Below are 24638 nucleotides of genomic sequence, written 5' to 3'. Positions count from 1 at the left end.
TGCAGTGGCAATCTTTACGGACCCCATCAGGGAACACGCTGATTTCGGGCCGGGCGATGCCGAATGGCTGCACCTCCTGGTGGGCGACTGGCAGATGGTCGCTGACCTGGCTTTCGCTGACCTGGCGTTGTGGTTTCCGCACCCGGATCATGGCTATGTGGCGCTGGCGCATGTCAGGCCGTCCACCACGCACACCGTGTTCCACGGCGACTTTGTGGGCGAGCCCATCCGGCAGGACCTGCAGCCGCTGGTGGATAAGGCCTGGAGCAGCCGTGCCATCGAGCGGTCCAGTGAGACCAACTGGAGCACGGACATGGCGTTGCGGGTGGAGGCTGTGCCAATGGTCCGCAACGGCCGGACCCTGGCTGTGGTGACCACTCACATGGACCTGTCCAGTTCCCGGATGCCGTCCCGCCTGGAGCTGACGTACCGGCAGTGCGCCTACGATCTCCTGCGGATGGGAACGCTGGGACTGTGGCCCGATTTTGCCTCGCCCACCGGTTCGCGCCGTGGCGCGCCTCGGGTAGGGGACGGTCTGATCAGGCTCGATGCCGAAGGAATTGTGCAGTACGCAAGCCCCAACGGCGTATCGGCCTTCCGGCGGCTGGGCGACGGCGAGTCGCTGGAAGGCCGTTCCCTGGCTGAGGTGACCGCCGGGCTGCTGAAGGACCGGCGGCTGGTGGACGAGACACTGCCGCTGGTGGTGACAGGCCGGATGCCGTGGCGCAGCGAGATTGAATCGCGTGGCGTGAGCCTGTCACTGCGGGCCATCCCACTGCGGGATGAGCAGCAGCGCTTTGGTGCGCTGGTGCTGTGCCGGGACGTGTCCGAATTGCGGCGTCGGGAAATGGAACTCGTCACCAAGGACGCAACCATCCGCGAGATCCACCACCGGGTGAAAAACAACCTGCAGACCGTAGCGGCCCTGCTGCGTATGCAGTCCCGCCGGATGGTCAGCGACGAGGCCAAACAGGGCCTGGAGCAGGCGATGCGTCGTGTGGCCACCATTGCGCTGGTCCACGAGACACTTTCACAGGGATTGGCTCAGAGCGTTGACTTCGACGAGCTGATCGGCCGCCAGTTCAGGCTGTCCGCCGAGGTCGCGTCGCCGTCGCAACAGGTCAAGACCGAGCGGTCCGGACTATTTGGTGAGCTGCCCAGCGACTTCGCCACCCCGCTGGCGTTGGTCATCAATGAACTCGTGACCAACGCCGTCGAGCATGGCCTCGAAGGACGTACGGGCACCGTCTGGCTCATCGCGGACCGCTCCGAAGAGGAGGACGGCGAGGAACTGCTGACCGTCACTATTGCCGACGACGGAGTGGGATTGCCGGAGACGCCGCACGTAGAGGGACTGGGGCTGCAGATAGTCCGTACGCTGGTCACCAGTGAGCTAGGCGGCTCCATCGCGTGGCACCCGCGCGACGGCGGCGGAACGGCTGTCCAGATCCGCCTCAGCCTGGCGGCCCGGTAGCCAGGGGGCTAAGCCGGTGACTTAGTCCGGAGATTTAACCGCCGATGGCCGCAACCCTAAAGGTTGTGGCCATCGGCGTGTCTGTTAATGTGTGGGGCTGCTAGGACCAGGCCTGGTAGGACTGGGCCCGGGGGACCGACGCTGGTTGGACCGGACCTAGGAGGCGCGGCGGGCGCGTGCGGCGCGGCGCTTAAGGGCGCGGCGTTCGTCTTCGCTCATACCGCCCCAGACGCCGGCGTCCTGGCCGGACTCGAGAGCCCACTGAAGGCACGTGTCAACGACGGGGCAGCGGCGGCATACGCTTTTGGCTTCCTCAATCTGGAGGAGGGCAGGACCTGTGTTTCCTACGGGGAAAAACAGTTCCGGGTCCTTGTCGAGGCACGCCGCGCGGTTACGCCAATCCATGCTGATCAGTTGCTCCAATTCTGGGATAAGCCGTTTGTGAAATAATTCACTAGTAGCTACAAAGGAAAAGGGCCCTCTGGGGCCCCCTTGGTCATCTCAATCAAGCCTGTCATGTTAACGCTGTGTAAACAAGGGGTAATAGAGCTGGAAATCCCCGGATAGCTGAGCGATACATCACACGGGCATTGCCGGTCCCCGCCACCGTCCGACTATGTCCGGTAGGGTGCCAGTGTGTCAAGACCCCCCATGAACCCTTCAGACCAGCCGCCTTCGACGCGCCCCCGCGGCATTGTGGCGATATCGCTCGTTGTTGCAGCCGAAGCCACCGCGCTATTGGTTGCCGCCGCCTGGTACGGCTACGAACTCCTGACGGCCGCCCCGGTCATGTCTTTTTGGGGTGCCGTTTTTACCCTGGGGCTGTTGCTTGCTTTCTCGGCCTGGCTCTATTCGGTAGGGCATTTTCTCTTCATCGGTCGCCGGTGGACGCGGGCAGCGGCGCTGGTAGCCCAGTTGTTTGTCCTAACTATCGGCATTCCGACCCTTACGGGCGGCGTGATCTGGGCTGGGATCGCCATGGTGGTGCCGGCCCTTGCGGCCATAGTGCTCCTGTTTGACAAACGCGTCATCAGCTACGCCTCCCGGACAGGGGATTCGCCTCCGGCGTTCTAGGCAGCCAATCCGTCCAGCGACTGATCCGGCGGTGCCCAGCCCAGCTGGACGGCCAGGGCGCGGCCGTCCTGAATGAGAACGCTCCGTCCCGGTGGCGGGTTGGCTTCCGCCTCGAATCGGACCCCTAAGAGGTCGCCGTCCATGAAGGTCCTGGGTGCGATCAGGATGCCGCGGCCCAGGTTGCGTGCCTGGAGCGCCAGCGGAACACGCTGGGCGAGTACCGGACTGTACCCCGCAGTCATCACCACCGTGATTCCAAGCGCGTTGAGGTCGGCAAGGTCGCGGTTGACGTCCTGCGGCAACAGGTCCGCATCGTCAACCAATGCCACCGAGTTCCGTTCCACACCGCCAGCGGTGGCTTGGCGCAGGATCCCCGACCAGTACTCCCCAGGTTCGGCAATCGGCTCCGGCTGGAGCCACGGTCCGGTTCCAGAGTTCACCCTCGGGAGCAGCCGGAGAAATGACGACTTGCCCGACGCCGGGCCGCCCAGCACGGCCAGTACCCCGCCCGCCGGCACCCGGACGGACACCGGTTCAAGTTCGTCACCGCCCACACCGATGCGGAAGGTGCGCTGCCCTTGTCTGGCCCTGGGTTTCAGTCCGGCCGGGATCTGGACGGCCGCCCTTTCATCTATCCGGGCCGCCGGTACCATGACCGGCAGCGGCTCCACACGGAAGGGCCGACGGCGCATCGAAGGCTGTTGGGGTTGGGCTACCTCCGGATCCCGTGTGTCACCGACGGGAGTTGTGTAGAACTGGCAGACTGCGGTTCTTCCACCCGATAGCGCGCCCGCTGCCACGCCCCTGCCGACCACGGACGCAGTCGGAGGCAGTTTCGGCCAGGCAACCCGGCTGTCATCGCTGGATCCGGTCGGGAAATACACGCGGTTCGGAACGGCTGCGAAGAACCTGGCAGTGACCAGTTCCCGCTGACCGGAGATGATCACTGAGATACCCGCTCGGCTTCCATCACGGACAAGGTCATGGAGAACGTCCTCGGCCCACGCCAACGGCCCTGCACGGAAAGCCGAGAGCCATGATCCCCAGCCAGCGACCACCAGCACGAGCGGTATGTCGTCGCTAGCGGCCGGACGTCCTAGTCGGTAGGACTGCTCCCGGGCCAGACGCTCCAGGATACGTACGGCGCGGCGAAGCTCATGAAGTCCTGCCCTGGCGCCCACCCGGCAGTGGGAAGCCAACCCCGCGAACGAACTGTCCGGGTCCAGAACATACAAGTGCGATTCCCTGGTTTGGGATGCCAAACGGAGGACTGCGAGCCGGATTGCGTCGGCCACCCCTGATTCCGGTCCGCCTATGAGCGCCAGGTGTCCGTGGCCTGCAGGTTCCCAGATCAAAGGGGCAGTTGATTGCTCGGCGGGCAGGTCCATCAGGCCGAACTCTATGGACCAGCTGGCTCGGCCGTCGGCATTGGCGTTGTCCCGCGCATAGTCATGGTCAGCTTCGTGGTTGTCATCAGCGGGCTCACGGGTAGGCGAGCCAGCAGGTTCGGCGAGGAGCCAGGGGAGTGGTGCAGCAATCGGCTTCCGGATGGGTGGACCGTTCATGGCCTCCCACAATCCGGTCATGGAGGCTATCAACGGGGCGGTCGCTTCGGCAGGAGTCGGAACACTGCCGGGAGATCCGAAGCCCTCCGGTACGGCGGGGGTATCGATGTACTCGGAGGCCAACCACACGGAGACTCCGGCCGGTTCAGACCGGGTGGCTCCGGCTGTCAGCGATCCGGCCTGGAACTCCATCGGAGCCTCCGTTCCGCGGGCCAGATAAGCCCGGCCCGGCGTATCCACACTTATGCCGGCCGCGGCTTTGGAATTGAGGATGTCCACCGATTCCATCTCGGACTGGACGCGCAACGCGATACTGGTGGTGACATTGGCACGAATGTCGGCCGTCAGCGCCCCCTGGGGCCGTTGCGTGGCCATAATCAGGTGAATGCCCAGGGAACGGCCGATGGCGGCGATCCTCATGAGCTCCCGGAGCGATTCGGGTGCCTCCTCCACCAGCATTCGAAATTCGTCGATGACAATCACGAGGTGGGGGAGCGGCGAGGCCCGGCCTGCCGCCGTCGCCCGGAATGACGTCAGGTCCGGTGCCTGAACTGCCGCCAGGTGCACTTCCCGGAATCTAATCTCGGCGCGGAGCGAATGCAGCGCACGTTCGAGCTCGTGGCTGCTCAGGTCAGTGAGCATGCCCACGCAGTGCGGGAGTCCGGTCAGGGGCCCAAGTCCCGAGCCGCCCTTGAAGTCCACAAAAAGGAAGTTGATGCGGTCCGGCGCGTAGCTGAGGGCGAGGGCCACGGTCAGGCTGCGCAAGAGTTCGGATTTTCCGGAGCCGGTGGTGCCGGCGACCAGCAGGTGCGGTCCGTCGTTTTGGAGATCGAGTGTCCGGACACCCTCAAGACCGCGCCCGATGGGAACGGCTAACCCGGGACGGCTGCTGTTTGCTGACCATCGCCTGGATGTGTCGGGCGTGGAGCAGGGGAGCATCTCTACGAGCCGACAGGCCGTGGGAATGGTCCGTGCTGCGCCGCCGGACCGGTTCCCATCCCGCGCCAGGCCGCGGCAAAACCTGTTGAAGACGTCTACAGGCGCCAGATCGGCGAGGAATCGGATGCTCTCGTCGGCAGCGTTGAACACAGACGAGCGTTCACCGAGTTCCACGTCTGCTGTTGTTGGCACGGTCCCGCCTTCGGGGGCATAAATGACCTGCCACCCGTGGTCCAAGGCAGTGGCGGTGATTTGGGCCGCGGACTCCGTCCCGTCCAAAAGAAGAAGCACCCCGTGTCCGTGAGAAAGCCCGAAGCCCTGTTTGAGCAGGGTCCCGACGGTGCTGGACTGACAGGACAGCGTGACACCCTCAAGAAAGCGTGCGGCGAGGGGGAGACGCTCTTCCTTGCCATGGATAACCATCCGGGTATTCCGGCCCCGCGGAAAGCCGGCGAGCTGCATCAGTAGTGAGCGCACCAGCCCGTCGACGGCGGCGTGTGGCCCGCGGATAGTGGTGAGGGGCCTGGCCGGGCTGAGCGTCAGCGGCAGTAAACCGGCCGAAGGAATTGCCCGGCCCCGATCCGTGGGCTCAAACCGGAGATTGGCTGGCTGGATGGCTTGGCCCAGCCGCAGCCAGATGCCATCGTTGGCGGCCGGCCCGGCCCGATCCTTCACTGTTGTGCCCCCGATGGTCAGGTCCGAGAGCGGCGGCGCGGCCCGCCGTCGTCGTTCCTGGTCCTGGGTGACAGCGTCTCTGATCGCTGCAGCGAGTTCGCGGCGTTGCCGGCGTCCGCCGATCACCGGGACCAGGAGGGAGATTGCTGAGACGGCGGTGAAGGCCAGGAACATCCACATTCCGGTTAGGACGGCAAGGCCCACGCCGATGACCAATGGCAGCACAGCAGTCAGGATGAGGGCCGCGCGATTCGTTGGATCGTCGCGGCGGCCGACAACCAACGGCTCGTGGACATCCATCCCCGCGTCAGCCAATCCGTTACCGGAACGCTCGAGGAACGCCAACGACATGGTGGAGTTGCCGCAACGAATGCTGGAGCCGGTCGAAATCTCCGCATTCCGCACGCGCTCGCCGTCCACATCGGTGCCGTTGGCGCTGTCCAAGTCAATGATCGTGATGGCTGTCTCCGTGACCACCAGGCGCGCGTGGACGCGCGAAAGATCGGCATCGGGGATGAGTATGTCGGCGTTGCTGCGGCCCACGGTATACGTGCCCCGGCGCAGCGGCACAACTGTCCCCGCGCCGGCACCGCTGTGCACGGCCAACGCCAGCGACGCCGGAGGCTCGGAGGCGCGCTGCCGGGACCTGCGACCCATGAGGTCCGCTCCATCAACGAGCGTGGCTCCGTTGACCAGCGGCGGCTGTCCGAGTGTGAGCTCAGTGACAGGCTGGCTGTCGACAGACACAATCCCGGTCCCGAATTTTGCGGTCAGCACGGCCTGGAGTTCCGCGCCGGAAGCCCCCAGTGGGCCCTTGATGGTCAGCTCCACGGGAGGTTCCTGGCGAGCTGCGCCCGGGCTCCGAACGAGCGTGCAGTGCAGCGGCATGATGTGAGCGTCCTAACGGTCGGCTTCTCTCTACAAGCTAGCCGTCGGGCTGGAGCATGTCGCGGGGGTGAAAGCCGTATGTGGATAAAGGCTCGGGGAGTCTCCGACGGACTCTGTCCGTAGGCCGCGGGCCTCGGTTAGGATCAGTGGCACTACGCCGCATGCAATGTCCGAGCCCTCCACCAGAAGGAGCGATTCCCGTGAGTTCAGTGGAAGCAACCGCCGACGTCTCAGCCAGCTCCGACATCGGTGAGGGGTCGAAGATCTGGCACCTTGCGCAGGTCCGCGAGGGGGCCAAACTGGGAGAGAACTGCATCATCGGCCGCGGGGCCTACATCGGTCCCGGCGTGCAGCTGGGAAACAACTGCAAGGTGCAGAACTACGCTCTGGTCTACGAGCCTGCGGTTCTTGGAGAGGGTGTGTTCATTGGGCCGGCGGTGGTGCTGACGAATGACGTGTTTCCCCGGGCCATCAACGCCGACGGGACGCTCAAGACCGAGGACGACTGGGACAAGGTTGGCGTCACCATCAAAGAAGGTGCCTCGATCGGAGCTCGTGCTGTCTGCATTGCGCCGGTGACCATCGGTGCCTGGGCCACGGTAGCCGCTGGCGCAGTGGTGACGCGCGATGTGCCCGACTTCGCCCTGGTGGCGGGTGTCCCAGCGAAACGCATTGGCTGGGTGGGCCAAGCGGGACTTCCGCTGCGTGAGGACAACGGATTATGGGTGTGCCCGCGCACGGGCAACCGCTATGAGGAGCACGACGGCGGGCTGCGCCAGGTGGGGGATTAGCGGCCGTTTTGTGCTCGGCAGCATCGGGGCGGCCGCCCCGGATTAGTAGGTCACGATGGGGTCTCGGGTAGGCTGGTTCAGCAGACAATGCGCAACATTGCGCTGCCCGCTTTCGAACCAGGAGATTTTGTGACCGCTGACCTCGTCATCGTAGGGTCTGGCTTTTTTGGCCTGACAATCGCAGAACAGGCCGCCACCGAGCTCGGCTTGAAGGTGGTCGTCCTTGACCGCCGGCATCACATCGGTGGAAACGCGTACAGCGAAAAGGAAGAGCAGACCGGGATTGAGGTGCACCGCTACGGTGCTCACCTTTTCCACACCTCGAACGAGCGAGTGTGGGAATACGTGAACCGGTTCACCACGTTCACGAATTACGTCCACAAGGTCTACGGTGTGCACAAGGGTGAGGTCTACTCCCTGCCCATTAACCTGGCCACGATCAACCAGTTTTTCCGTGCCAACCTGACGCCGGCCCAGGCCCAGGCCCTAATCCAGGAGCAGGCCGGCGAGCTCGCCGGAACTGATCCGCAGAACCTGAACGACAAGGGCATCCAGCTCATCGGGCGGCCGCTCTACGAAGCGTTCATCAAGCACTACACCGGTAAGCAGTGGCAGACGGACCCCAAGGACCTGCCCGCCGGCATCATCTCCCGCCTCCCGGTGCGTTACAACTACGACAACCGGTACTTCAACGACAAGTACGAGGGCCTGCCGACCAACGGTTACACGGCCTGGATTGAAAAGATGGCGGAACACCCGAACATCGAAGTTCGGCTGAACACGGACTTCTTCGACGAATCGCACGAGTACAGCAAGGACAAGGTCGTCGGCAACATCCCCGTGATCTACACAGGCCCTGTTGATAGGTACTTCGACTTCACCGAGGGCGACCTCTCGTGGCGCACGATCGACTTCGAAGAAGAGGTGCTCGACGTCGCCGATTTCCAGGGGACGTCGGTGGTCAACTACAACGACGCCGATGTGGACTACACGCGCATTATTGAGCCGCGTCACTTCCACCCCGAGCGCGACTACCAGACGGAAAAGACCGTCATTATGCGCGAGTTCTCCCGTGCTGCGGAGAAGGGCGACGAGCCCTACTACCCGATCAACACGCCGACGGACCGGGAGCGGTTGCTGAAGTACCGCGACCTGGCCGCAGCCGAAAAAGACGTTCTCTTCGGCGGACGGCTTGGCACATACAAATACCTCGACATGCACATGGCCATCGGCTCGGCCCTGACGATGTTTGACAACCAGATTCGGCCGCATTTTGAGGCCGGAACAAAGCTTGAAAGCGGAGGCGTTGACGCATGAGTGTCTCAACTGAAAGCACGAATGGCATCGATAGCCCACAAGCTAACGGAGAGCGGTGGAGTACGCTCCAGCGGGTTATCCTCCCGAGTTCCAGCCAGATGGACACGGTGCCGCTGTACATGGACATGGGCACCGCCACCGGAATCCAGCTGCCCACTATTGGTGACCCCGACAAAAAGGTCAGCAAGCCGCAAACCGTGAGTAGCCCGACTAAGGAAGCCCACGTTGAAGACTTCCTGTCGCGCTTCTCGACTTCAGTGCGGTCCGGGGAGCGGGTCTCCTTCGGCAGCTACTTCAACGCTTTTCCTGCCAGCTATTGGCGCCGTTGGACCAATGTTGAGAAGATCCGCCTGCACGTGCGCACGCAAGGGACCGGATCTGTCATCGTCTACAAGTCGAACGCGCGCGGTTCGCTGCAGCGCGTGGACACCCGCAGGGTGGAGGGAATCACGGAGAACTCCTTCAATCTTTCCCTGGCACCGTTCGGCGATGGCGGCTGGTATTGGTTCGATCTCGTGGCCGGCTCGGAACCCCTCGTCATGCTGGACGCGGAATGGCAGGGGCCAGCGGCCGAGACGCCCTCTGGTTCGGTGACGCTGCAGATCACCACGCTCAACAAGACGGACTTCTGCCTCAATAACCTGCGTCTCCTCGCCGAGAACCCTGAGGCTCTGGAACACGTCCAGGAAATCCTCATCGTGGACCAGGGATCCCAAAAAGTTGCTGACGCTGAGGGCTTTGCGGAGGTAGAGAATGCACTGCAGGGGAAGCTGCGGATTATTAACCAGTCCAACCTCGGTGGCTCTGGAGGCTTTGCTCGCGGCATGTTTGAGGCTGTGGAGAACGGCAGCGATTACGTCCTGCTCATGGACGACGATGTTGTGGTCGAGCCTGAGAGCATCACACGTTTGCTGACATTTGCAGATCGTTGCAAGACGCCGACTATTGTCGGTGGACATATGTTCGACTTGTACAACCGGACTGTTATGCATACGTTCGGTGAAACTGTTAACCCTTACCGCTTCCAGCCGTCGCTGCCCAGTGATGAAATGATCTTGGGGCACGACTTCATGTCGTCGAATCTCCGCCAAACTTCCTGGCTCCACCGCCGATGCGATGTGGACTACAACGGCTGGTGGATGTGCCTGATTCCCACGAAGGTTATTCGCGATATCGGGCTTTCCCTTCCGTTGTTCATCAAGTGGGACGACGCGGAGTACGGTCTCCGCGCGAAGGCCAAAGGCTACGCGACGGTCTCACTTCCCGGTTCTGCTGTCTGGCACGTTTCATGGATCGACAAAGACGACCTTGTTGGGTGGCAGGCTTACTTCCATGCACGCAACCGGTTCATCGTTGGACTGCTGCATAGCCCCTATGAGTTTGGTGGCCGCGTACCGCGGGAATCGCAGTACGCGGACATTAAGCATCTCGTATCCATGCAGTACGCGACTGCTCACGGTCGTCGCTGGGCGCTTGAGGACGTGCTGAAGGGACCGGATGGCCTTCGGGACCTGCTTTCGACAAAACTCCCTCAGATAAGGGAAATGATGTCTGGATACTCTGATTCTGTGTTCCTTCCGGCCCCTGACGAATTCCCTGCTCCCAAGATGGATAAGCCTCCGCGACGGGGACAGGGAATTTCACAGCCATCAAAGATTTCGCTTATTCCGTGGGCAGCAAAAACTGTAATCCGCCAGTTGGCCTCCCCGGTCAGCGGATTGAGTGCCGAACGTCCTCAGACAACTATCGCCCATCAGGACAACCGCTGGTGGCGGATGTCACAGTACGACAGCGCTGTAGTTTCCAATGCTGAGGGGACAGGCGCGTCATGGTACCGGCGCGATCCGAAAAAGCTCCGCAAGATGTTGGCTGAAAGCGCGCGCTTGCACGCAGAACTGCTTAGGGACTGGCCTGCTCTAAGCAGGAAATACAAAACTGCCATGAACGACCTGACATCCATTGAATCGTGGAGGAAGACGTTCGAGCAGCACACTCAGAACGATGTCAAGTGAGCGGTATTAGTGCCGCGGAACTGACTGCGCCGGGGGTGAGCGGAGGACTCCGCGACATCCGGCAATCTGGTTTCCTGCTGAAACTGTTGGTACGCAAGGAACTCAAAATCCGCTACCGGGGTTCCGCCCTGGGCATGCTCTGGTCCTATGTAAAGCCCGGCGTGCAGTTCATTGTCTTCTATGTGGCTTTGGGCGTATTCCTCGGGCTGGAACGCAGCCCGAGGAATCCTGAGGGACTGGCGAACTATGCCGTATACCTGTTTTCAGGCATTGTTCTCATCAACTTCTTTTCCGAGGCGCTGGGGAACGCCGCCCGGTCGATAGTCAATAACGGCAATCTCATCAAGAAGATCTACCTACCCCGGGAATTGTTTCCCGTGGCATCGGTCTGGGTGTCGGCCGTTCATTTCTTTCCTCAGCTAGTGGTTCTGGTGGCTGCCTGCCTGTTTGCCGGTTGGCGTCCAGATGCTTTCCAGCTGCTCACCGCACTCTGTGGATTCGTAGTGGTGGCCTTGCTCGCTACGGGGCTTGGTCTGATCTTCGGGGCCGTCAACGTGTATTTCAGGGATTCCGAGAACATCGTAGATATGTTGCTCATGGTCGCCACCTGGGCGTCGCCGGTGATGTACGCATGGACCATGGTGCACGACAAGCTTGGCTCTGTCGGTTATGCCATCTATCAGGCAAACCCGGTCACGATTGGCGTCGAGCTGTTCCACTACGCTTTCTGGTTCCCGACGACTGACGGGTCATCGGCGATACCCCCGAATTTGTTCGTGTTGTGGTTGCCAGTAGGGCTTGTAGTTTCCCTCGCGGTTCTCGTTTTGGGACAATTCACTTTTCGGCGGCTTGAGGGCCGCTTTGCTCAGGAGCTGTGAGTGACTAATGCAATAGAGGTCTCCGGCATCAGCAAGGAGTTCGTTCTTCGCCATACGCGTTCCATCAAGGAAGCCGTTGTGTGGCTGGCCAAGGGGCGAAAAGGCGATATGTCTCAGAAATTCCATGCCCTGAAAGACGTTTCCTTGCACGTGAAGACAGGGGAAACTGTAGCGCTGTTGGGACTGAACGGATCTGGCAAATCCACACTGCTGAAGCACATTTCGGGCGTTATGCTGCCGGACGCCGGCAGTGTGCGCACGCGTGGTCGAGTCGCAGGCCTGATCGAGGTTGGGGCTGGATTCCACCCTGATCTTTCGGGTCGCGACAATGTCTACCTGAATGGCGCCATCCTGGGGATGACTGAGCAGCAGGTCAAGGAGCGATTCGATGACATCGTTGAGTTTTCTGAGATCGGTCAGTTCATCGACACCGAGGTTAAGTTCTATTCTTCCGGCATGTATCTTAGGCTGGCGTTCTCCGTTGCCGTCCACACAGATCCTGAAGTGTTCCTGATTGACGAGATTCTCGCCGTCGGAGACGAGCCCTTCCAGCGGAAGTGCATCGACAAGATCCAGGAACTCGCGCGCAACGGCAAGACGCTCGTGGTGGTCAGCCATGACCTAGACCTCGTGTCGCGCATCTGCGCCCGGGGAATCCTGCTGGAGCACGGAAACGTCCTGTTCGACGGACCCATTCACGACGCAGTGGCGATGCTGCGCTCCTAGCGGCAAACCAGCCCGCTCCTGCGGGAGAGAACGTCCAGCAACGGAGCGGACAATTATCGCTCTCAACCGGAAGGTAGTCGTGTCATCTTTGCCTGCGCCGCGCCGCGACATCCAAGGCCTCCGGACGGTGGCAGTGGGGCTGGTCATCGTCTACCACATCTGGCCGCAGATACTGCCGGGCGGCTTCATCGGCGTCGACGTCTTCTTTGTCATCTCGGGTTTCCTCATTGTTGGATCGCTCGTCCGCGAAGTCGAGGCCACCGGGCGGATCTCCGTACGGTCGTTTTACGCAAAGCGGATTAGGCGGCTCCTCCCCGCGGCCAGCCTGGTCCTGCTGGCAACCCTCGCGGCGATGGTTCTCCTGCTTCCTCAAAGCCGGTGGCAGTCAATCTCCTTCGACGTGGTCATGGCGGCCCTCCAGGTCCAGAACTGGAACCAGGCCTTCGGCTCCGGGAGCTACGAAGGAGCCACTGCCCTCGTATCGCCCGTCCAGCATTATTGGTCGCTGGCCGTCGAAGAGCAGTTCTACCTTGTGGTGCCCCTGTGCCTGCTGGCCGCGGCCGCGTGGGCCCGAAAGTCCGGCGTGCCCAGGAAGACTGCCTGCCTCTACCTGATCATTGCGCTGTCAGCCGTGTCATTCGTCCACAGCATCGCGTTCTCGGCAGCCGACCATGACGTCGCCTACTTCGCCACAACCACACGCGTCTGGGAATTAGGCCTCGGCGGCATCCTGGCACTGACCGCACCACGGTTGCAGTTCGGGGAGCGTACAGGACGGCTTCTGGGATGGGCCGGGCTGGCGGCGGTCTTCTGGTGCGCTTTCACTTTCTCCACCTCCATGGATTTTCCGGGCTATGTGGCGCTGCTTCCCGTCGCGGCAACAGTCCTGGTGCTGGCGGCGGGCACCGAACCGAAAAAGACGGACGACGCCGGGCGCTTCAGCGCGTCGTGGATACTCGCTATCGGCCCGGCCAAGTACCTCGGGGACATCTCGTACTCTCTTTACCTGTGGCACTGGCCCGTGGTCGTCTTCTATGTCTTCCGCCTGGGCAGGGCGCCCAGCTTCCTTCATGGATCCGTGATAGCACTTATCAGCATGGCCGCGGCAATTGCCTCCTACTACCTCGTCGAACAAAGGTTCCGGCATCCGTCCGGGCGTCCGGCGACCGGCACCAGCGGCCGGTCCCGCCACCGCGGAGCGTTTGTCCTGGCAGCCGGCCTGGTGGTTGCAACCTTGGTGGCCGCGGTGGCGCCCTGGGGAATCGTTGAAGCAAAATCCCAGCAGCTGGACGGTGCCCTTAATATTCGCCAGTATCCCGGCGCGATGGCTCTCGACCGGGACCGGCCAGCGGCAGTGCCGTCAGGCCTCGCTTTGCGGCCCGACCCGGCAGTGGCGATGAAGGATGTGCCACTGACGGGCGGCAACGAGTGCGGCGCGTTCGATCCGTCGACGATGGGCGATGAGGCGTGCCGTTACGGCCGTCCGGATGCGGAGCGGACAATGATGCTTGTGGGTGACTCGCATGCGGCCCAGCTGGTCGACCCCCTGCTGCTGGTAGGGGAGCAGGCCGGCTGGAACGTCCAGGCGATGGTCCGGAACGGCTGCCCTTTTTCAGCTGCACCGCCCGAATCCGCGGATACGGTCTTCCACAACTGCCCCAACCAGAACCGGGTGTCGCTGGAGCGGATCCTGCACCGAAAGCCTGATCTTGTGGTGGTGTCCGGTATGACGCCTTGGGGATACCGGCGCGCCCTGCAGTGGGGGTGGAAGGATCCGGAGTCGCTCGTGTCCGGGTATGTGGCCATGCTCAAGCCGCTTCGGGACGCCGGCATCAGGGTCGCCGTCGTGATGGATATTCCCTATCCCGACTTTGCGGCACCGGACTGCGTCCAGTCGCACGGTCCGGCCTCCGAGGCCTGCACCGTGCAGCAGCCCCCCGAGGACCGTCCGGAGGATCCGTTGGTCGCAGCTGCCGCGAGGGTGCCCGGCGTCGAGGTCATCGACCTCTACCCCTTCTTCTGCGCCGATGGGTCCTGCCCGTCGGTCATTGGCAACGTGTTGGTCTATAGGGACAACCACATGACCAACAGTTACGCCAGGACGCTCGCCTCTCCACTGGCCAGAATGCTACGCCTCTGATCTGGCTTCCGCCGCAAAATAGGGCGAGTCACCTGGGGTTGCAGCCTTCCATGGCGGCGAGCGGGTCAGCCGCAGGCAGTTACTTTGAACAGTTTTGCGTCACCGTGTCGCGCCAGAAGGTCGAAGCCGGGCGTAGAATCGGGGATTTGCAAGCCGACAAAGCCGTGGTTTCCACCATGGACCTCGCGGGTTCCAAAATCAAGCACGAATCCCACGTTGTCCGCCCGGGCGGCCGCGCAGACGGATGGATCAGTGCTTGCTTCCCGCAGTTTCTCGTTCAGCAACTCAGTTGCCTTGGTGTATGTGGTCAGAGTGTGCTTGGACGTTGTGTTGCGGTCGGCAATGGCGAATGCCATCGCACCTCCAGTCCAAGGGTTTACAGCAATGGTTGCCTCGGCCGGGACGAAGTCATCCAACTCATCGATCAACGCCATCTCGTCAGAACTAACGAGAGGCGAGTCCGGTGTCGTTGAATAATTTGCCTGAGCCGAACGAACGGGAGTAATCATCGGGGGTGCCTGAGCGCCTGCTACGACGGCCAAGAAAGCGACTGGCACTATGAATGATGCGACCGCTGGCTTCCTGAACAGGGCGGGCAGAACGCGGTCCTCCGTGGCGGCTCGCCAGCGGGACTGTAATGTTCGCACCACCCAGGCCGCCCCGATTGAGGCAAGGGCAACGGCAGTCACAGGCAGCAACGCAGCAAGGCGGTAGCTGTCGTTGTACCAGACTCCTGTTAATATGTCGCGGAGCCAACCGGCCGGGCCAGCTGACACAACGACGAACAGGCCGGCCACTATGAGGAACGAGCCAACTAGCCACAAAGACCGAGGCTTCCGAAGAACGTAGACAAGCCCGACTATCACTAGAATACTTACCGCCCATGCTGGCGGACGAAGCATCGCAGAGTTCGTCAGCACCTCTCCCACGGCTTGCCCCGGAGTCTGAACAGGCAACCACGTGGCTGCCGCTGCAGGGGGCCGAACGAATTTCCAGAGGACGGCAATGATCCCCAGGATCGCGAGCAGTCCTGCGCCGGCCACAAGACTGAGCTGGATCGTGTTGCCATTCCGTCGGCGTACGACCCAATACATTACGAAGGCTGAAACCATGATCGGAATGGACAGCGCGATCAGCGACATAACGCCGTTTGGATGCGCGATTGCAACCGCGATGGCCGCCAAAGGCGCCAAGGTGTAGCGCGCCACCGCTCCGGAAGCGGACAGGTCGCTGGTGCTGAAAAAGATACTGACGCAGGCGAGCGCCGCTGGGATCATGCTTACTGACAGGAAGTTGGGGTACAGGACACCGAAGTCGAGCAGCAGGAGCGGAAAGGAACCGAACCCTGCGGCCAGGATCCCGGCCGCCCCGACAGCGTAAGAGTTGGGACCCGCGATGGATCGCACCAGGAACATGCACCCGAGCGTCCACACCGTGGACGCGATGCAAAGGTTGAGGACATTGACGGAGACGGTCAACGGCGCGCCCGTGATCTGGACGAGCAATGAAGCCAGCCCATGCCACGCAGCTGGGTAGAAGTATGGCGGATTGTCGCCATTTGTCATCCCGGTGAGGGTCATCGATGATGCATTGCCGGATTCCAGGACGAACCGCACAGCGTTCAGATGGAAGACATTGTCGAATGTCTGCGAGATGCTCTCAGGGCGACCGAGTGCCCGGTGGAGCTGGAGTGCAATGGATCCTGCACCGATAACGAACCCGGCCGCCGCTACGGCATGCATCCCCGTGGGCTTGCCAAACGCCGGACGCGGGCTGTCAGGTGCGGACCTCCGTCGTTCAACCAATTTCCTGAGGCCACAAATTGACGCAGCCGTAAGGGCCGTGGCGGCAAGGACCGGCAGCAGCGACCACGCGACGCCCAGGTAGGGTGCCACGATGGCAGTCACTGCGACGAGGCAAACCGTCAGCGGCGGGGCCACGGCAATGAATGCGGGCTTTCGCAAACCCAGCGCCAAGACAATCAGAATGCCGGGCAGGAACAGCAGCGCCAGGCATGCGGCAACAATAGGTACCGTTGAAAACCAGCTCATTTAGACTCCACAAGAAATACGGAAGGCGATTGACGGAACGGGGAAAATTGCCCCGCCCGGCCCCCTAGTCTTCCAAGAGCCCCAGAAGATAGCTTCCGTAGCCGCTCTTCACCAGCGGCTCGGCCCGTTCCCGCAACTCGTTGTCCGTGAGGAAACCTTGGCGCCAGGCGATTTCTTCGGGCGCACCAATCTTGAGACCTTGGCGGTTCTCCACCGTGCGGACGAAGTTGGAGGCATCGCTGAGGTCATTGAAGGTCCCGGTGTCCAGCCAGGCAGTGCCCCGAGGCAGAATCTCCACCTGGAGCTTTTCGCGCTCCAAATACGTCCGGTTGACGTCCGTGATTTCAAGCTCACCGCGCGGGGACGGCTTCAGGTTGCTGGCGATTTCGATGACGTCATTGTCGTAGAAATATAGGCCGGGGACGGCGTAATGGCTACGCGGCTTTTCCGGTTTTTCTTCCAGCGAAAGTGCCTTGCCAGCATCGTCGAATTCAACAACGCCATAGGCCTTGGGGTCCTTCACCCAGTAACCGAAGACGGCTCCGCCATCTATGTCGGCATGTCGGCGCAGCTGTGTCCCCATTCCCTGGCCGTAGAAGATGTTGTCGCCAAGGACCAGGGCGACAGTTTCGTTGCCGATGTGTTCGGCACCCAAAATGAAAGCCTGGGCGAGGCCATCGGGTGAAGGCTGCTGCACATAGCTGAGGTTGATGCCGAAACGGGAACCGTCGCCCAGCAACCGCTGGAACTGCTCTGCGTCATGTGGTGTTGTAATGATCAGGATGTCCCGGATTCCCGCGAGAATCAGCGTGGAAAGCGGATAATAGATCATCGGCTTGTCATAGACGGGGACAAGCTGTTTGCTGATTCCGAGGGTGATCGGGTGCAGCCGGGACCCAGTTCCGCCGGCCAAGATAATTCCACGCATGGGTTCAATCATTCACCACAGTTGACCTTGCGCCAAACGGGAGCGCCGCTGAGCCCCCTCTAAGCGTTGTGGCGCGGCCCGCTGCGGCCCCGCAGGCCGGCGTGAAGTCCGGCGGCTGCGGAGGACAGGCGCTCACGCCTTCCCGCAGCGAGAACGGTGACCAGAAGTATGTGCCTGGCATCGCCGAGGAAGCCGCGCAGAACCCAATATGGCTCCTTGTGGACGAACTTCCGACCCAGAAGTATGCGATTCCGGACGATGTAGTAGTAGCGCCAGCTTGCGGCCGTTCGTATCATGAGCTGGTTCCCCCGCAGCTTGATAGTCCAGGGCCCGAGGCGTGCGGGTACCATCGTGCCGAGCGAGTGCGTCAGGGACGCATTCGGGGCGATAATGCAGTTCCAGCCTGCGGCCTTCGCCCGCAAATAGAAGTCGCTGTCCACCCCATCGATGAAGAGGGCCTCGTTGAACTTCCCGATTGCATCCATGGTGCCTGAAGGTATTAGAAGGCCGGACTGGACCGGTTCGTCGCCTATGACCACGTTCCGCACGCGCTTCCGTGCCCTGCCTGGCAGGCCGCTCACGGTTCCTGGCGCCACCATTCCCACCGTGAAGCCAGCTGACTGCGCAGCTGCAGCGGCTAGTGTGAGTTCACGAACGAAGCCCGGCTCCACCAGCGAATCCTGGTCCATGGTGAGGACGAAATCCAGATCCCGCTGACGATCCCGGGCGAGGTCCACGCCGCTGTTTAGTGCCGCAGCGATTCCGGCATTCGAGGGCAGCCTCAGCACGGTGCAGCCGAGGCCCTCGACAGCCGTGAAGACGGCTTCGTCGGGTGCGCTGCTCCCGTCGTCCGCCACAATTACCTCGGTGCACTGGGCTAGCAGGGCAGCACAGTTGTCGACAAGGTTTGGATGCGGGTTAAAGGTACTGACGACGGCCACAGTGACCGGTTCGACTATTGCGTTCATCATGCCCCCAGGCCGTGGCGGACCATGGTGCGAAGACCACGGCCGTCCTTGTTCTTGATGAGCCTTGGCAGCAGCGAGAGAGCGTGGGCACGGGATGTTAGGCGCAAGCGCGCGGCAGTTGCAGCCCTCCGCCAGCCCTTTCCGGTGGCCAACCGGGCGGCGAGTGCAAAGTACTCCCGCTCGCCGGAGAACCGCGAACCGCCCATAATGAGCATCGACGAGGCACTCTCGGAATGACGACGATACGCAAAGCAGTCCGTGGGGACGAGGAGCAAGGAGCGGTCTTGCAGGATCATGTCCATGATCAGCGCCAGGTCCTGGATGATGGGGAACTCGTTACGGAAGTCCACCGTACGGATCGACGCCGTCTTGAAGGTTAGTGACGGCCAGTACAGCCAGTCCCCGTGAAGCAGGCTAGTAGCGAGCTTTTCGCCGGACAGGATGGTGGAGCCGGAAACTTTGGGCCGAAGGAGGTTCTGCTTAACCCGGTCAACAAGGGTATTCGCCGGTGCTCCGGAGGCATCGATGACCTGTACTCCGGGCTGGATGATGTCGGCTTCGGGGCAGGCCTCATGGGCCTTCAGGATGGTTTTCACATAGTTCGGCAGAAGGATATCGTCGCAGCCGACAACACTAACGAGGTCTTGAGTCGCCATCTGGACGGACGTCCTGAAACTAGCAGTGATGCCCTCGTTCTTCGGCTTCTTCACGTAAGTGATCCGGTCATCTGCGATTCCCGCGACGAACTTCTCAATTGTGGGGTCCGGGTATGCGTCATCGATCACTGTGAGCAACCAGCGTGAGTCGCTTTGGGCCAGCACACTTTCGATCGTGAGCTTCATGTAGGCCGGGTCTCCCCAGTAGGGAACGAAGATGTCGAGGGATGTCGCCATGGTCAGATGTTGCCTTCGGGGTTGAGACTGCCGCCCTCACGTGGCGAAGATGCCATGCTGTTAATCCGTTCAACTTGGACGCGCAGTATGGCCACTTCTTCCGCCAAGGCGCGGGTTTCCTCCTCAACGACAGAAATCTCCCAGGAAAGGTGGAGGCAGACGCCGAGAAGCATCAGGATACTGAGAATAAACAGCAGGTTGGACGGCAGTTGCACGCCAACTAACTGGGCCACCATCACCAGGAGTTGCGGGAACGCTGCGAGGATCAACGTCGCGACACCCACAACAAGCCACCAGATGGCATATTTTTCGCGGAGCTTCTTGCGTCGGAGCATTTCGGTCACAAGCCCCACAATGGCCAATGCCAGGAGGAAAGCCGCTAGGTTGGGCATCATTTCTGTCCTGCCATTGTGGGGGCCGGTAGCGCAAGGTGCGATCGCCGGCGGGTCAGCGCAAACGCAAGGGCAAAGAACGAGCGGCCAAGGTAAACGGCAGCCTTAATCGGGTGGTGGCTGGGGGTGCCGCCCTGACGTGGCCGCATCTCCACCGGAACCTGGGTCACCTTGAGACCTGACCGGATTGCCACCACGAGCGAATCTATGGTGTCTCCGAGGTATTCGGCGGGATAGTGGTCGAGATACTGCGCGATTGCCCGGACGTTTCCGGCCCGGAAGCCAGATGTAACATCGGTCAACGGTGTTTTCGCAAGTCGGGTGAGCACGGACGCCAGGAACTTCATGGCCCACTTTCGAGGGCCACTGACGGTGTAGTCACCACGGTCGGCGAACCGGGCCCCGATGGAAATGTCAGCCGAAATCAGGCCGTTGAGCACTTCCCGGATGTTGCGGGGGTCGTGCTGGCCGTCGGCGTCTACCTGAATCACCTGCGGGTAACCGAGACGCTGGGCATACTTGAATCCAGCCCTCATGGCGCCGCCGACGCCGAGATTGAACGGCAGGTTCAGGACCGTGGCGCCTGCAGCGGCCGCAATCCCAGCCGTATTATCCGTTGAGCCGTCGTTGACCACGAGGACGTCGTAGGGCTCGCCGAGGCCAAGCACTTCGGACACGGTTGCACCCACACAATCCGCCTCGTTCCACGCAGGCATGATGACCAGGACCCGGTTATTTACCAAATTGCGCATATTATCCCAACTATATCAACGCAGTCCCTGTCAGAACGCGCTGCCCGAAGAGCGGCTAAGCGGAGCCGCCGGCGGTGATTCGGCTCCGGGTTGCGTCCGGGATCCGGCCCAGGCGTCCGCGAAACGCGTCAGCGAGACCGAACCGGATGGCGAGTGCTACTGCGGCCCGATCAGGGCTGAACATGAGCCGGAGAGTATGAGCCTTGAGTTCCTCAACCGAGCGGCGGAGGATCCACCGCGGAGCCCGCCGCCAGTACCGTCGGACGAGCACGACTCCATTCCGGGCCATGTAGTAAACCCGGGCGGGCGGGTGGTAGTTGTAGCTAAGCGGCGTGGGGCGGCCCAGGGCCCGTACCTGGCGCCGGTCCCCGAGGCTGTGTGACATGGCGCAACCGCGTCCGATCAGCACCAATCGTCCGGCCGCACGATTCCTGGCGGTGTACTCGGAGTCGACGCCGTCGATGAACAGTGTTTCGTCGAGTAGCCCCATAACTTCCAGCGTTGTCCGGGGGAGCAGGCATCCCGACTGAAGGGGATCAAAAGCGAGCTTCAGTCCATTGACGGTTCCGGCGGCCGGAAAGTCGTTGGAATCAAACCGCTCGGCTGCGACGAAGCCCACCTTCTGGCCAGTTGATATTGCCGCCCTCCAGGTCTCAAGGCAGCGTTGGACGTAGTCAGGCTTCAATCCGGAGTCCTGGTCGAGGGTGAGGACGAATTCAACCTCGTCAGACTCCAGGGCCGCGCGGATCCCGGCGTTAAGGGCGGAAGCAATGCCTCCGTTGGTAGCTTGCCGGATGACGGTGACGCCAGTGCCCGTCAACTGGTCTAACAAATCGATGGTTCCGAGCGCGGTTGATCCGTCATCCACCACGATGACCCGCCCAACCTGGGCCGCCGCCAAAGCGATGTTGTCGAACAATGATCCATCAGGATTGAAGACGGCAACGATGGCAGCAGTTGATTTCGCCTCGGACTTCAAAAGTTCCCCGTTCATGTCGTGGAAGGCTCCCTTGCGGTTTGCAGGTGTGCGAGTGCCGGAGCCAGAAGGCCGACGAAGAGGATGGCTTCGCTGATGGCCATCCCGAGTGCTACGCCCGCAACAAAGTGCATGGAACCCAAGACAATCATCGTACTAAGACCGACAACAGCGGAGATAACGGTCCACCTCAGCACAATGCGTTGACGGCCTGCCGGGATGAGGAGATTCCTTATCAAGGGGGTGCCGGCGGACAGGAAGAAAAACGCCAAACCGAAGAAGAGCGAGGTCAACCTGTCGGTTTTTAGTGCGTCGCCGAAGACGAGCGCTGACACCCATGGGCCCAGCGCGACGAAGAGGCCCAAGCCCAACATTCCCAGCACACCGTGCGCGATCAGGGCATTTACGTGCCGGGACCTGCGGTTAGGGATGTCGCGTTCCAGTGTCCATCCCTGTAGCGCATTGCCCAACGCAATGGCGGAGAAGAGGCCGAACCTGTAAATAGTGTCTGCGGAGGCGAACCCGGCAGCCACTGCCGCCGGAGTCGTCAGCGTGGCTATCGGCGCCGGAGTTGCAGCGTATGCGTTGCCGCTGAAGCTGATCAGCGCAGTGCTGGATTGGCTCTTCAGTTCCTTCATGACTGTTCCCGGCGGGGCCCCGAACGATCGTATGGGCAGCCCCAGCCTCCGCTGGAACACGACAAGGCTGATCAAAGTGGCCAAGAGCAGGAGCCCGGCGTACCAATAAATCTGCCCGGATAGCAGCAGAACGGGAATGGCGAGGCACGTGGCCAGGAACCGTGGAAGCGTGTCGTAGACCGCCAGAAGCATGGGCTTGCCTTGGCCGATGCCTACCCATGCCGGAGAAAAACCAGCAAGGGCCGTCGTCCACGCCATGGCTACGCCATCCCAGCGGTGACCGTCGTGGCCGACAAGGAAAGCCACGGCCGACACAGCTGGCAGAACCAGCAGACCAAGTGCGAGGCGCGTCCGCAGGCTCTCGTTGTAGATGCTGCCCATGGTCGATTGAGACGCAGCCCGTGCGACCCGTACCGGGCCGTCGACGTTCCAGCCCCACATAATGACGGTGGCCCCAAAGGTGCCGATCGCCTGGCCTGCAATGGCAGAAGCCCACCCGCCGTCACCGACGATGCGCGCGATGACCGGGAGCATGAACAGCGGAGTTATCAGGGACAGGAGGGGCAGGAAAGTGAAGCCTGCGAGTCGGGCAAAAACGGTTCTCATATTTTTGACTGGTCCTGGGATTGGGAATCTGCCGACTCTCGAGCATACGCCAGGCCGCCGGTCCGGCAGCCGCGTCTTTAATCTTCGGGGACACCATCGGATAGTGTCTTCGTCTATGACGAGCAATCCTCCCGAGGGTCCTGGCCGGATCCGAGTTAGTGTCTGCATGGCCAGCTATCGCGGTGCAGGGTTTATCTCGGAGCAGCTGCAGTCCATCCTTGCGCAGTTGGAGGACAACGATGAGGTAATCGTTGTTGATGACGCCTCTCCGGACAATACAGTCGAAATTATCCGGTCCGTCGCGGACCCGCGGATCCGTTTGATCGAGAGTCCCGTCAACCGGGGGTATGTGCGTTCCTTCGAGGCCTCTGTATTGGCCAGCCGGGGGGACTACATCTTCCTTTCAGACCAGGACGACATCTGGGTGCCGGGGCGGGTGGCCGCGATGCTTCAGGCGTTAAGGTCCGCCGATGTCGTTGCCTCTAATTTTGAAATTCTGGGCGGCGGTCCGCGCCCCTGGATTCCGCCACTCCGTTCGGCCTGGGATACGCGACCGTGGGCAAACCTCTTTGGAATCATGGTGGGCTACCGGGCCTATTACGGCTGTGGAATGGCGTTCCGCCGGGACATGCTTCCAGTCTTCACACCAATCCCGCCCTACGTGCGTGAATCGCACGACCTATGGCTGGCCATATGTGGAAACCTCGCCGGATCCGTGGCGCACTTGGAACAGGCCACACTGATGAGGCGACTGCATGACAGTAATGAAACACCTGCCGGCTTTCGGTCGCTTGGCAAGATCGCCGCTGCGCGGTTCATGCTCGTGCGGCTTGTTGTCGAAGCCCGACGACGGCTTCGGTGGGCGCGCGGCTAGGGGAGCCTCCGGCACTTTGGCGCAACCTGCATGGGCAAGTGCGCGATTAAGCGGTGAACGAGCAACCGGTAAGCTGGCTGAATGCAGAAACTCCTTGTCACCGGCGGTGCCGGCTTCATCGGTTCCAACTTTGTCCACTACGTTCTCCAGAACACTGAGGATCACGTCACTGTCCTGGACAAGCTGACGTACGCAGGCAACCTTGAATCCCTGAGCGGGCTCCCGGAAGAGCGTTTCCGGTTTGTGGAGGGTGATATCTGCGACGCAGCACTGGTCGATACGCTCCTGGCCGACGCCGATGTGGTGGTTCATTACGCGGCTGAGTCGCACAATGATAATTCGCTGCATGATCCGCGTCCGTTCCTGGATACGAACATCATCGGGACGTACACGCTGATTGAGGCGGCCCGGAAGCACAGCAAGCGTTTCCATCACATCTCCACGGATGAGGTCTATGGCGATCTGGAGCTCGATGATCCGGAACGGTTTACTGAGGACACCCCGTATAACCCCTCGAGCCCGTACTCTTCCACAAAAGCCGGCTCCGACTTGCTGGTCCGTGCCTGGGTGCGTTCCTTTGGGCTGCAGGCCACGATCAGTAACTGCTCGAACAATTACGGGCCGTACCAGCATGTGGAGAAGTTCATCCCGCGCCAGATCACCAACGTGATCGACGGGATCCGTCCCAAGCTCTACGGCAAGGGCGAGAACGTCCGTGACTGGATCCACGCTAACGACCACTCCTCGGCCGTGCTGGCCATAATCGCCAAGGGCCGGATCGGGGAGACCTACCTGATCGGTGCTGACGGGGAGAAGAACAACAAGGACGTTGTCGAGCTGATCCTTAAGCACATGGGTCAGTCCCCGGATGCCTACGACCACGTCGTGGACCGCCCGGGCCATGACCTGCGCTACGCCATCGACTCCGCCAAGCTCCGCGACGAGCTCGGGTGGGAGCCGCGCTTCTCCAACTTTGATGCCGGCATCGAGGACACCATCGCCTGGTACCGGGAGAACGAGGACTGGTGGCGGCCGCAGAAGGCCCAGACCGAAGCGAAGTACCAGGAACAGGGCCAGTAGA

Annotated in this window: 20 protein-coding genes; 10 read left to right on the top strand and 10 right to left on the bottom strand. The window is 61.7% G+C overall.

What is annotated here, in order from left to right; genetic code table 11:
* Window positions 1–4: 4 nt before the first annotated feature.
* On the top strand, window positions 5–1474 hold the full coding sequence (locus ACZY0Q_RS05460; RefSeq protein WP_463915167.1) for a sensor histidine kinase: 1470 nt from the start codon (window positions 5–7) through the stop codon (window positions 1472–1474).
* A gap of 156 nt (window positions 1475–1630) precedes the next feature.
* On the opposite strand, the gene ACZY0Q_RS05455 is transcribed toward ACZY0Q_RS05460, so the two are convergent.
* A complete protein-coding gene (locus ACZY0Q_RS05455) occupies window positions 1631–1879 on the bottom strand; it encodes a WhiB family transcriptional regulator (RefSeq protein ID WP_003804966.1) in 249 nt (82 codons plus the stop codon).
* A 246-nt stretch (window positions 1880–2125) separates the two neighbouring features.
* On the opposite strand from ACZY0Q_RS05455, the gene ACZY0Q_RS05450 reads away from it, so the two are divergent.
* The gene (locus ACZY0Q_RS05450) at window positions 2126–2548 is read left to right on the top strand and encodes a hypothetical protein (RefSeq protein WP_463915166.1); all 423 of its coding nucleotides are present in this window, start codon (window positions 2126–2128) and stop codon (window positions 2546–2548) included.
* On the opposite strand, the gene ACZY0Q_RS05445 is transcribed toward ACZY0Q_RS05450, so the two are convergent.
* A complete protein-coding gene (locus ACZY0Q_RS05445) occupies window positions 2545–6558 on the bottom strand; it encodes an FtsK/SpoIIIE domain-containing protein (protein WP_463915165.1) in 4014 nt (1337 codons plus the stop codon). The genes ACZY0Q_RS05450 and ACZY0Q_RS05445 overlap by 4 nt on opposite strands.
* A gap of 218 nt (window positions 6559–6776) precedes the next feature.
* Here ACZY0Q_RS05445 and ACZY0Q_RS05440 point away from each other — a divergent pair, with 218 nt between their 5' ends.
* From ACZY0Q_RS05440 to ACZY0Q_RS05415, 6 genes are all read left to right on the top strand, one after another.
* Entirely contained in the window at window positions 6777–7406 is a 630-nt protein-coding gene (locus tag ACZY0Q_RS05440) for an acyltransferase (RefSeq protein ID WP_463915164.1), read from the top strand.
* A gap of 129 nt (window positions 7407–7535) precedes the next feature.
* Window positions 7536–8723 carry a UDP-galactopyranose mutase gene (gene glf / locus ACZY0Q_RS05435; RefSeq protein WP_463915163.1) on the top strand — a complete coding sequence of 396 codons (1188 nt, stop codon included), beginning with the start codon at window positions 7536–7538 and terminating at the stop codon, window positions 8721–8723.
* Window positions 8720–10735, top strand: a complete 2016-nt coding sequence (locus ACZY0Q_RS05430) for a glycosyltransferase (protein WP_463915162.1) — start codon at window positions 8720–8722, stop codon at window positions 10733–10735. Before glf ends, ACZY0Q_RS05430 begins: the two co-directional genes overlap by 4 nt.
* Window positions 10732–11613 carry an ABC transporter permease gene (locus tag ACZY0Q_RS05425; RefSeq protein WP_463915161.1) on the top strand — a complete coding sequence of 294 codons (882 nt, stop codon included), beginning with the start codon at window positions 10732–10734 and terminating at the stop codon, window positions 11611–11613. Before ACZY0Q_RS05430 ends, ACZY0Q_RS05425 begins: the two co-directional genes overlap by 4 nt.
* A complete protein-coding gene (locus ACZY0Q_RS05420) occupies window positions 11614–12339 on the top strand; it encodes an ABC transporter ATP-binding protein (RefSeq protein ID WP_463915160.1) in 726 nt (241 codons plus the stop codon).
* Between the two features lie 79 nt (window positions 12340–12418).
* The gene (locus tag ACZY0Q_RS05415; protein WP_463915159.1) at window positions 12419–14479 is read left to right on the top strand and encodes an acyltransferase family protein; all 2061 of its coding nucleotides are present in this window, start codon (window positions 12419–12421) and stop codon (window positions 14477–14479) included.
* A 65-nt stretch (window positions 14480–14544) separates the two neighbouring features.
* Here ACZY0Q_RS05415 and ACZY0Q_RS05410 read toward each other — a convergent pair whose 3' ends face one another.
* The 8 genes from ACZY0Q_RS05410 to ACZY0Q_RS05375 all read right to left on the bottom strand — a co-directional run bounded on the left by ACZY0Q_RS05410 (window position 14545) and on the right by ACZY0Q_RS05375 (window position 22683).
* A complete protein-coding gene (locus tag ACZY0Q_RS05410; protein WP_463915158.1) occupies window positions 14545–16530 on the bottom strand; it encodes a DUF6541 family protein in 1986 nt (661 codons plus the stop codon).
* A gap of 64 nt (window positions 16531–16594) precedes the next feature.
* Window positions 16595–17458: a glucose-1-phosphate thymidylyltransferase RfbA gene (gene rfbA / locus ACZY0Q_RS05405; RefSeq protein WP_463915157.1), complete on the bottom strand. Its 864-nt coding sequence runs from the start codon at window positions 17456–17458 to the stop codon at window positions 16595–16597.
* Between the two features lie 59 nt (window positions 17459–17517).
* Window positions 17518–18429, bottom strand: coding sequence for a glycosyltransferase (locus ACZY0Q_RS05400; RefSeq protein ID WP_463915156.1), 912 nt, complete (start codon window positions 18427–18429; stop codon window positions 17518–17520).
* Complete coding sequence (locus ACZY0Q_RS05395; RefSeq protein ID WP_463915155.1) at window positions 18426–19319, bottom strand: glycosyltransferase; 894 nt, start codon at window positions 19317–19319, stop codon at window positions 18426–18428. Before ACZY0Q_RS05395 ends, ACZY0Q_RS05400 begins: the two co-directional genes overlap by 4 nt.
* A gap of 2 nt (window positions 19320–19321) precedes the next feature.
* Window positions 19322–19711: a DUF2304 family protein gene (locus ACZY0Q_RS05390; protein ID WP_463916258.1), complete on the bottom strand. Its 390-nt coding sequence runs from the start codon at window positions 19709–19711 to the stop codon at window positions 19322–19324.
* Window positions 19711–20463, bottom strand: coding sequence for a glycosyltransferase family 2 protein (locus ACZY0Q_RS05385; RefSeq protein ID WP_463915154.1), 753 nt, complete (start codon window positions 20461–20463; stop codon window positions 19711–19713). Before ACZY0Q_RS05385 ends, ACZY0Q_RS05390 begins: the two co-directional genes overlap by 1 nt.
* Window positions 20464–20518: 55 nt before the next feature.
* Entirely contained in the window at window positions 20519–21457 is a 939-nt protein-coding gene (locus ACZY0Q_RS05380) for a glycosyltransferase (RefSeq protein ID WP_463915153.1), read from the bottom strand.
* Window positions 21454–22683, bottom strand: a complete 1230-nt coding sequence (locus tag ACZY0Q_RS05375) for a polysaccharide biosynthesis protein (protein ID WP_463915152.1) — start codon at window positions 22681–22683, stop codon at window positions 21454–21456. Before ACZY0Q_RS05375 ends, ACZY0Q_RS05380 begins: the two co-directional genes overlap by 4 nt.
* A gap of 166 nt (window positions 22684–22849) precedes the next feature.
* Between ACZY0Q_RS05375 and ACZY0Q_RS05370 the strand changes: the two genes are divergently transcribed.
* Both ACZY0Q_RS05370 and rfbB read left to right on the top strand, forming a co-directional pair.
* A complete protein-coding gene (locus ACZY0Q_RS05370; RefSeq protein ID WP_463915151.1) occupies window positions 22850–23557 on the top strand; it encodes a glycosyltransferase in 708 nt (235 codons plus the stop codon).
* An 81-nt stretch (window positions 23558–23638) separates the two neighbouring features.
* The gene (rfbB, locus tag ACZY0Q_RS05365) at window positions 23639–24637 is read left to right on the top strand and encodes a dTDP-glucose 4,6-dehydratase (RefSeq protein ID WP_463915150.1); all 999 of its coding nucleotides are present in this window, start codon (window positions 23639–23641) and stop codon (window positions 24635–24637) included.
* Window position 24638: the final 1 nt, after the last annotated feature.

The sequence above is a fragment of the Pseudarthrobacter lactosi genome (assembly GCF_055412785.1).
This window is presented reverse-complemented; position numbering and strand designations above follow the sequence as displayed.

Coding starts and splice junctions, on each gene's coding strand:
- ACZY0Q_RS05455 (WP_003804966.1), bottom strand. CDS start 1,879: ATGGATTGGCGTAACCGCGCGGCGTGCCTCGACAAGGACCCGGAACTG.
- ACZY0Q_RS05450 (WP_463915166.1), top strand. CDS start 2,126: ATGAACCCTTCAGACCAGCCGCCTTCGACGCGCCCCCGCGGCATTGTG.
- ACZY0Q_RS05440 (WP_463915164.1), top strand. CDS start 6,777: ATGCAATGTCCGAGCCCTCCACCAGAAGGAGCGATTCCCGTGAGTTCA.
- ACZY0Q_RS05430 (WP_463915162.1), top strand. CDS start 8,720: ATGAGTGTCTCAACTGAAAGCACGAATGGCATCGATAGCCCACAAGCT.
- ACZY0Q_RS05410 (WP_463915158.1), bottom strand. CDS start 16,530: ATGAGCTGGTTTTCAACGGTACCTATTGTTGCCGCATGCCTGGCGCTG.
- rfbA (WP_463915157.1), bottom strand. CDS start 17,458: ATGCGTGGAATTATCTTGGCCGGCGGAACTGGGTCCCGGCTGCACCCG.
- ACZY0Q_RS05400 (WP_463915156.1), bottom strand. CDS start 18,429: ATGATGAACGCAATAGTCGAACCGGTCACTGTGGCCGTCGTCAGTACC.
- ACZY0Q_RS05395 (WP_463915155.1), bottom strand. CDS start 19,319: ATGGCGACATCCCTCGACATCTTCGTTCCCTACTGGGGAGACCCGGCC.
- ACZY0Q_RS05390 (WP_463916258.1), bottom strand. CDS start 19,711: ATGCCCAACCTAGCGGCTTTCCTCCTGGCATTGGCCATTGTGGGGCTT.
- ACZY0Q_RS05385 (WP_463915154.1), bottom strand. CDS start 20,463: ATGCGCAATTTGGTAAATAACCGGGTCCTGGTCATCATGCCTGCGTGG.
- ACZY0Q_RS05380 (WP_463915153.1), bottom strand. CDS start 21,457: ATGAACGGGGAACTTTTGAAGTCCGAGGCGAAATCAACTGCTGCCATC.
- ACZY0Q_RS05375 (WP_463915152.1), bottom strand. CDS start 22,683: ATGAGAACCGTTTTTGCCCGACTCGCAGGCTTCACTTTCCTGCCCCTC.
- ACZY0Q_RS05370 (WP_463915151.1), top strand. CDS start 22,850: ATGGCCAGCTATCGCGGTGCAGGGTTTATCTCGGAGCAGCTGCAGTCC.
- rfbB (WP_463915150.1), top strand. CDS start 23,639: ATGCAGAAACTCCTTGTCACCGGCGGTGCCGGCTTCATCGGTTCCAAC.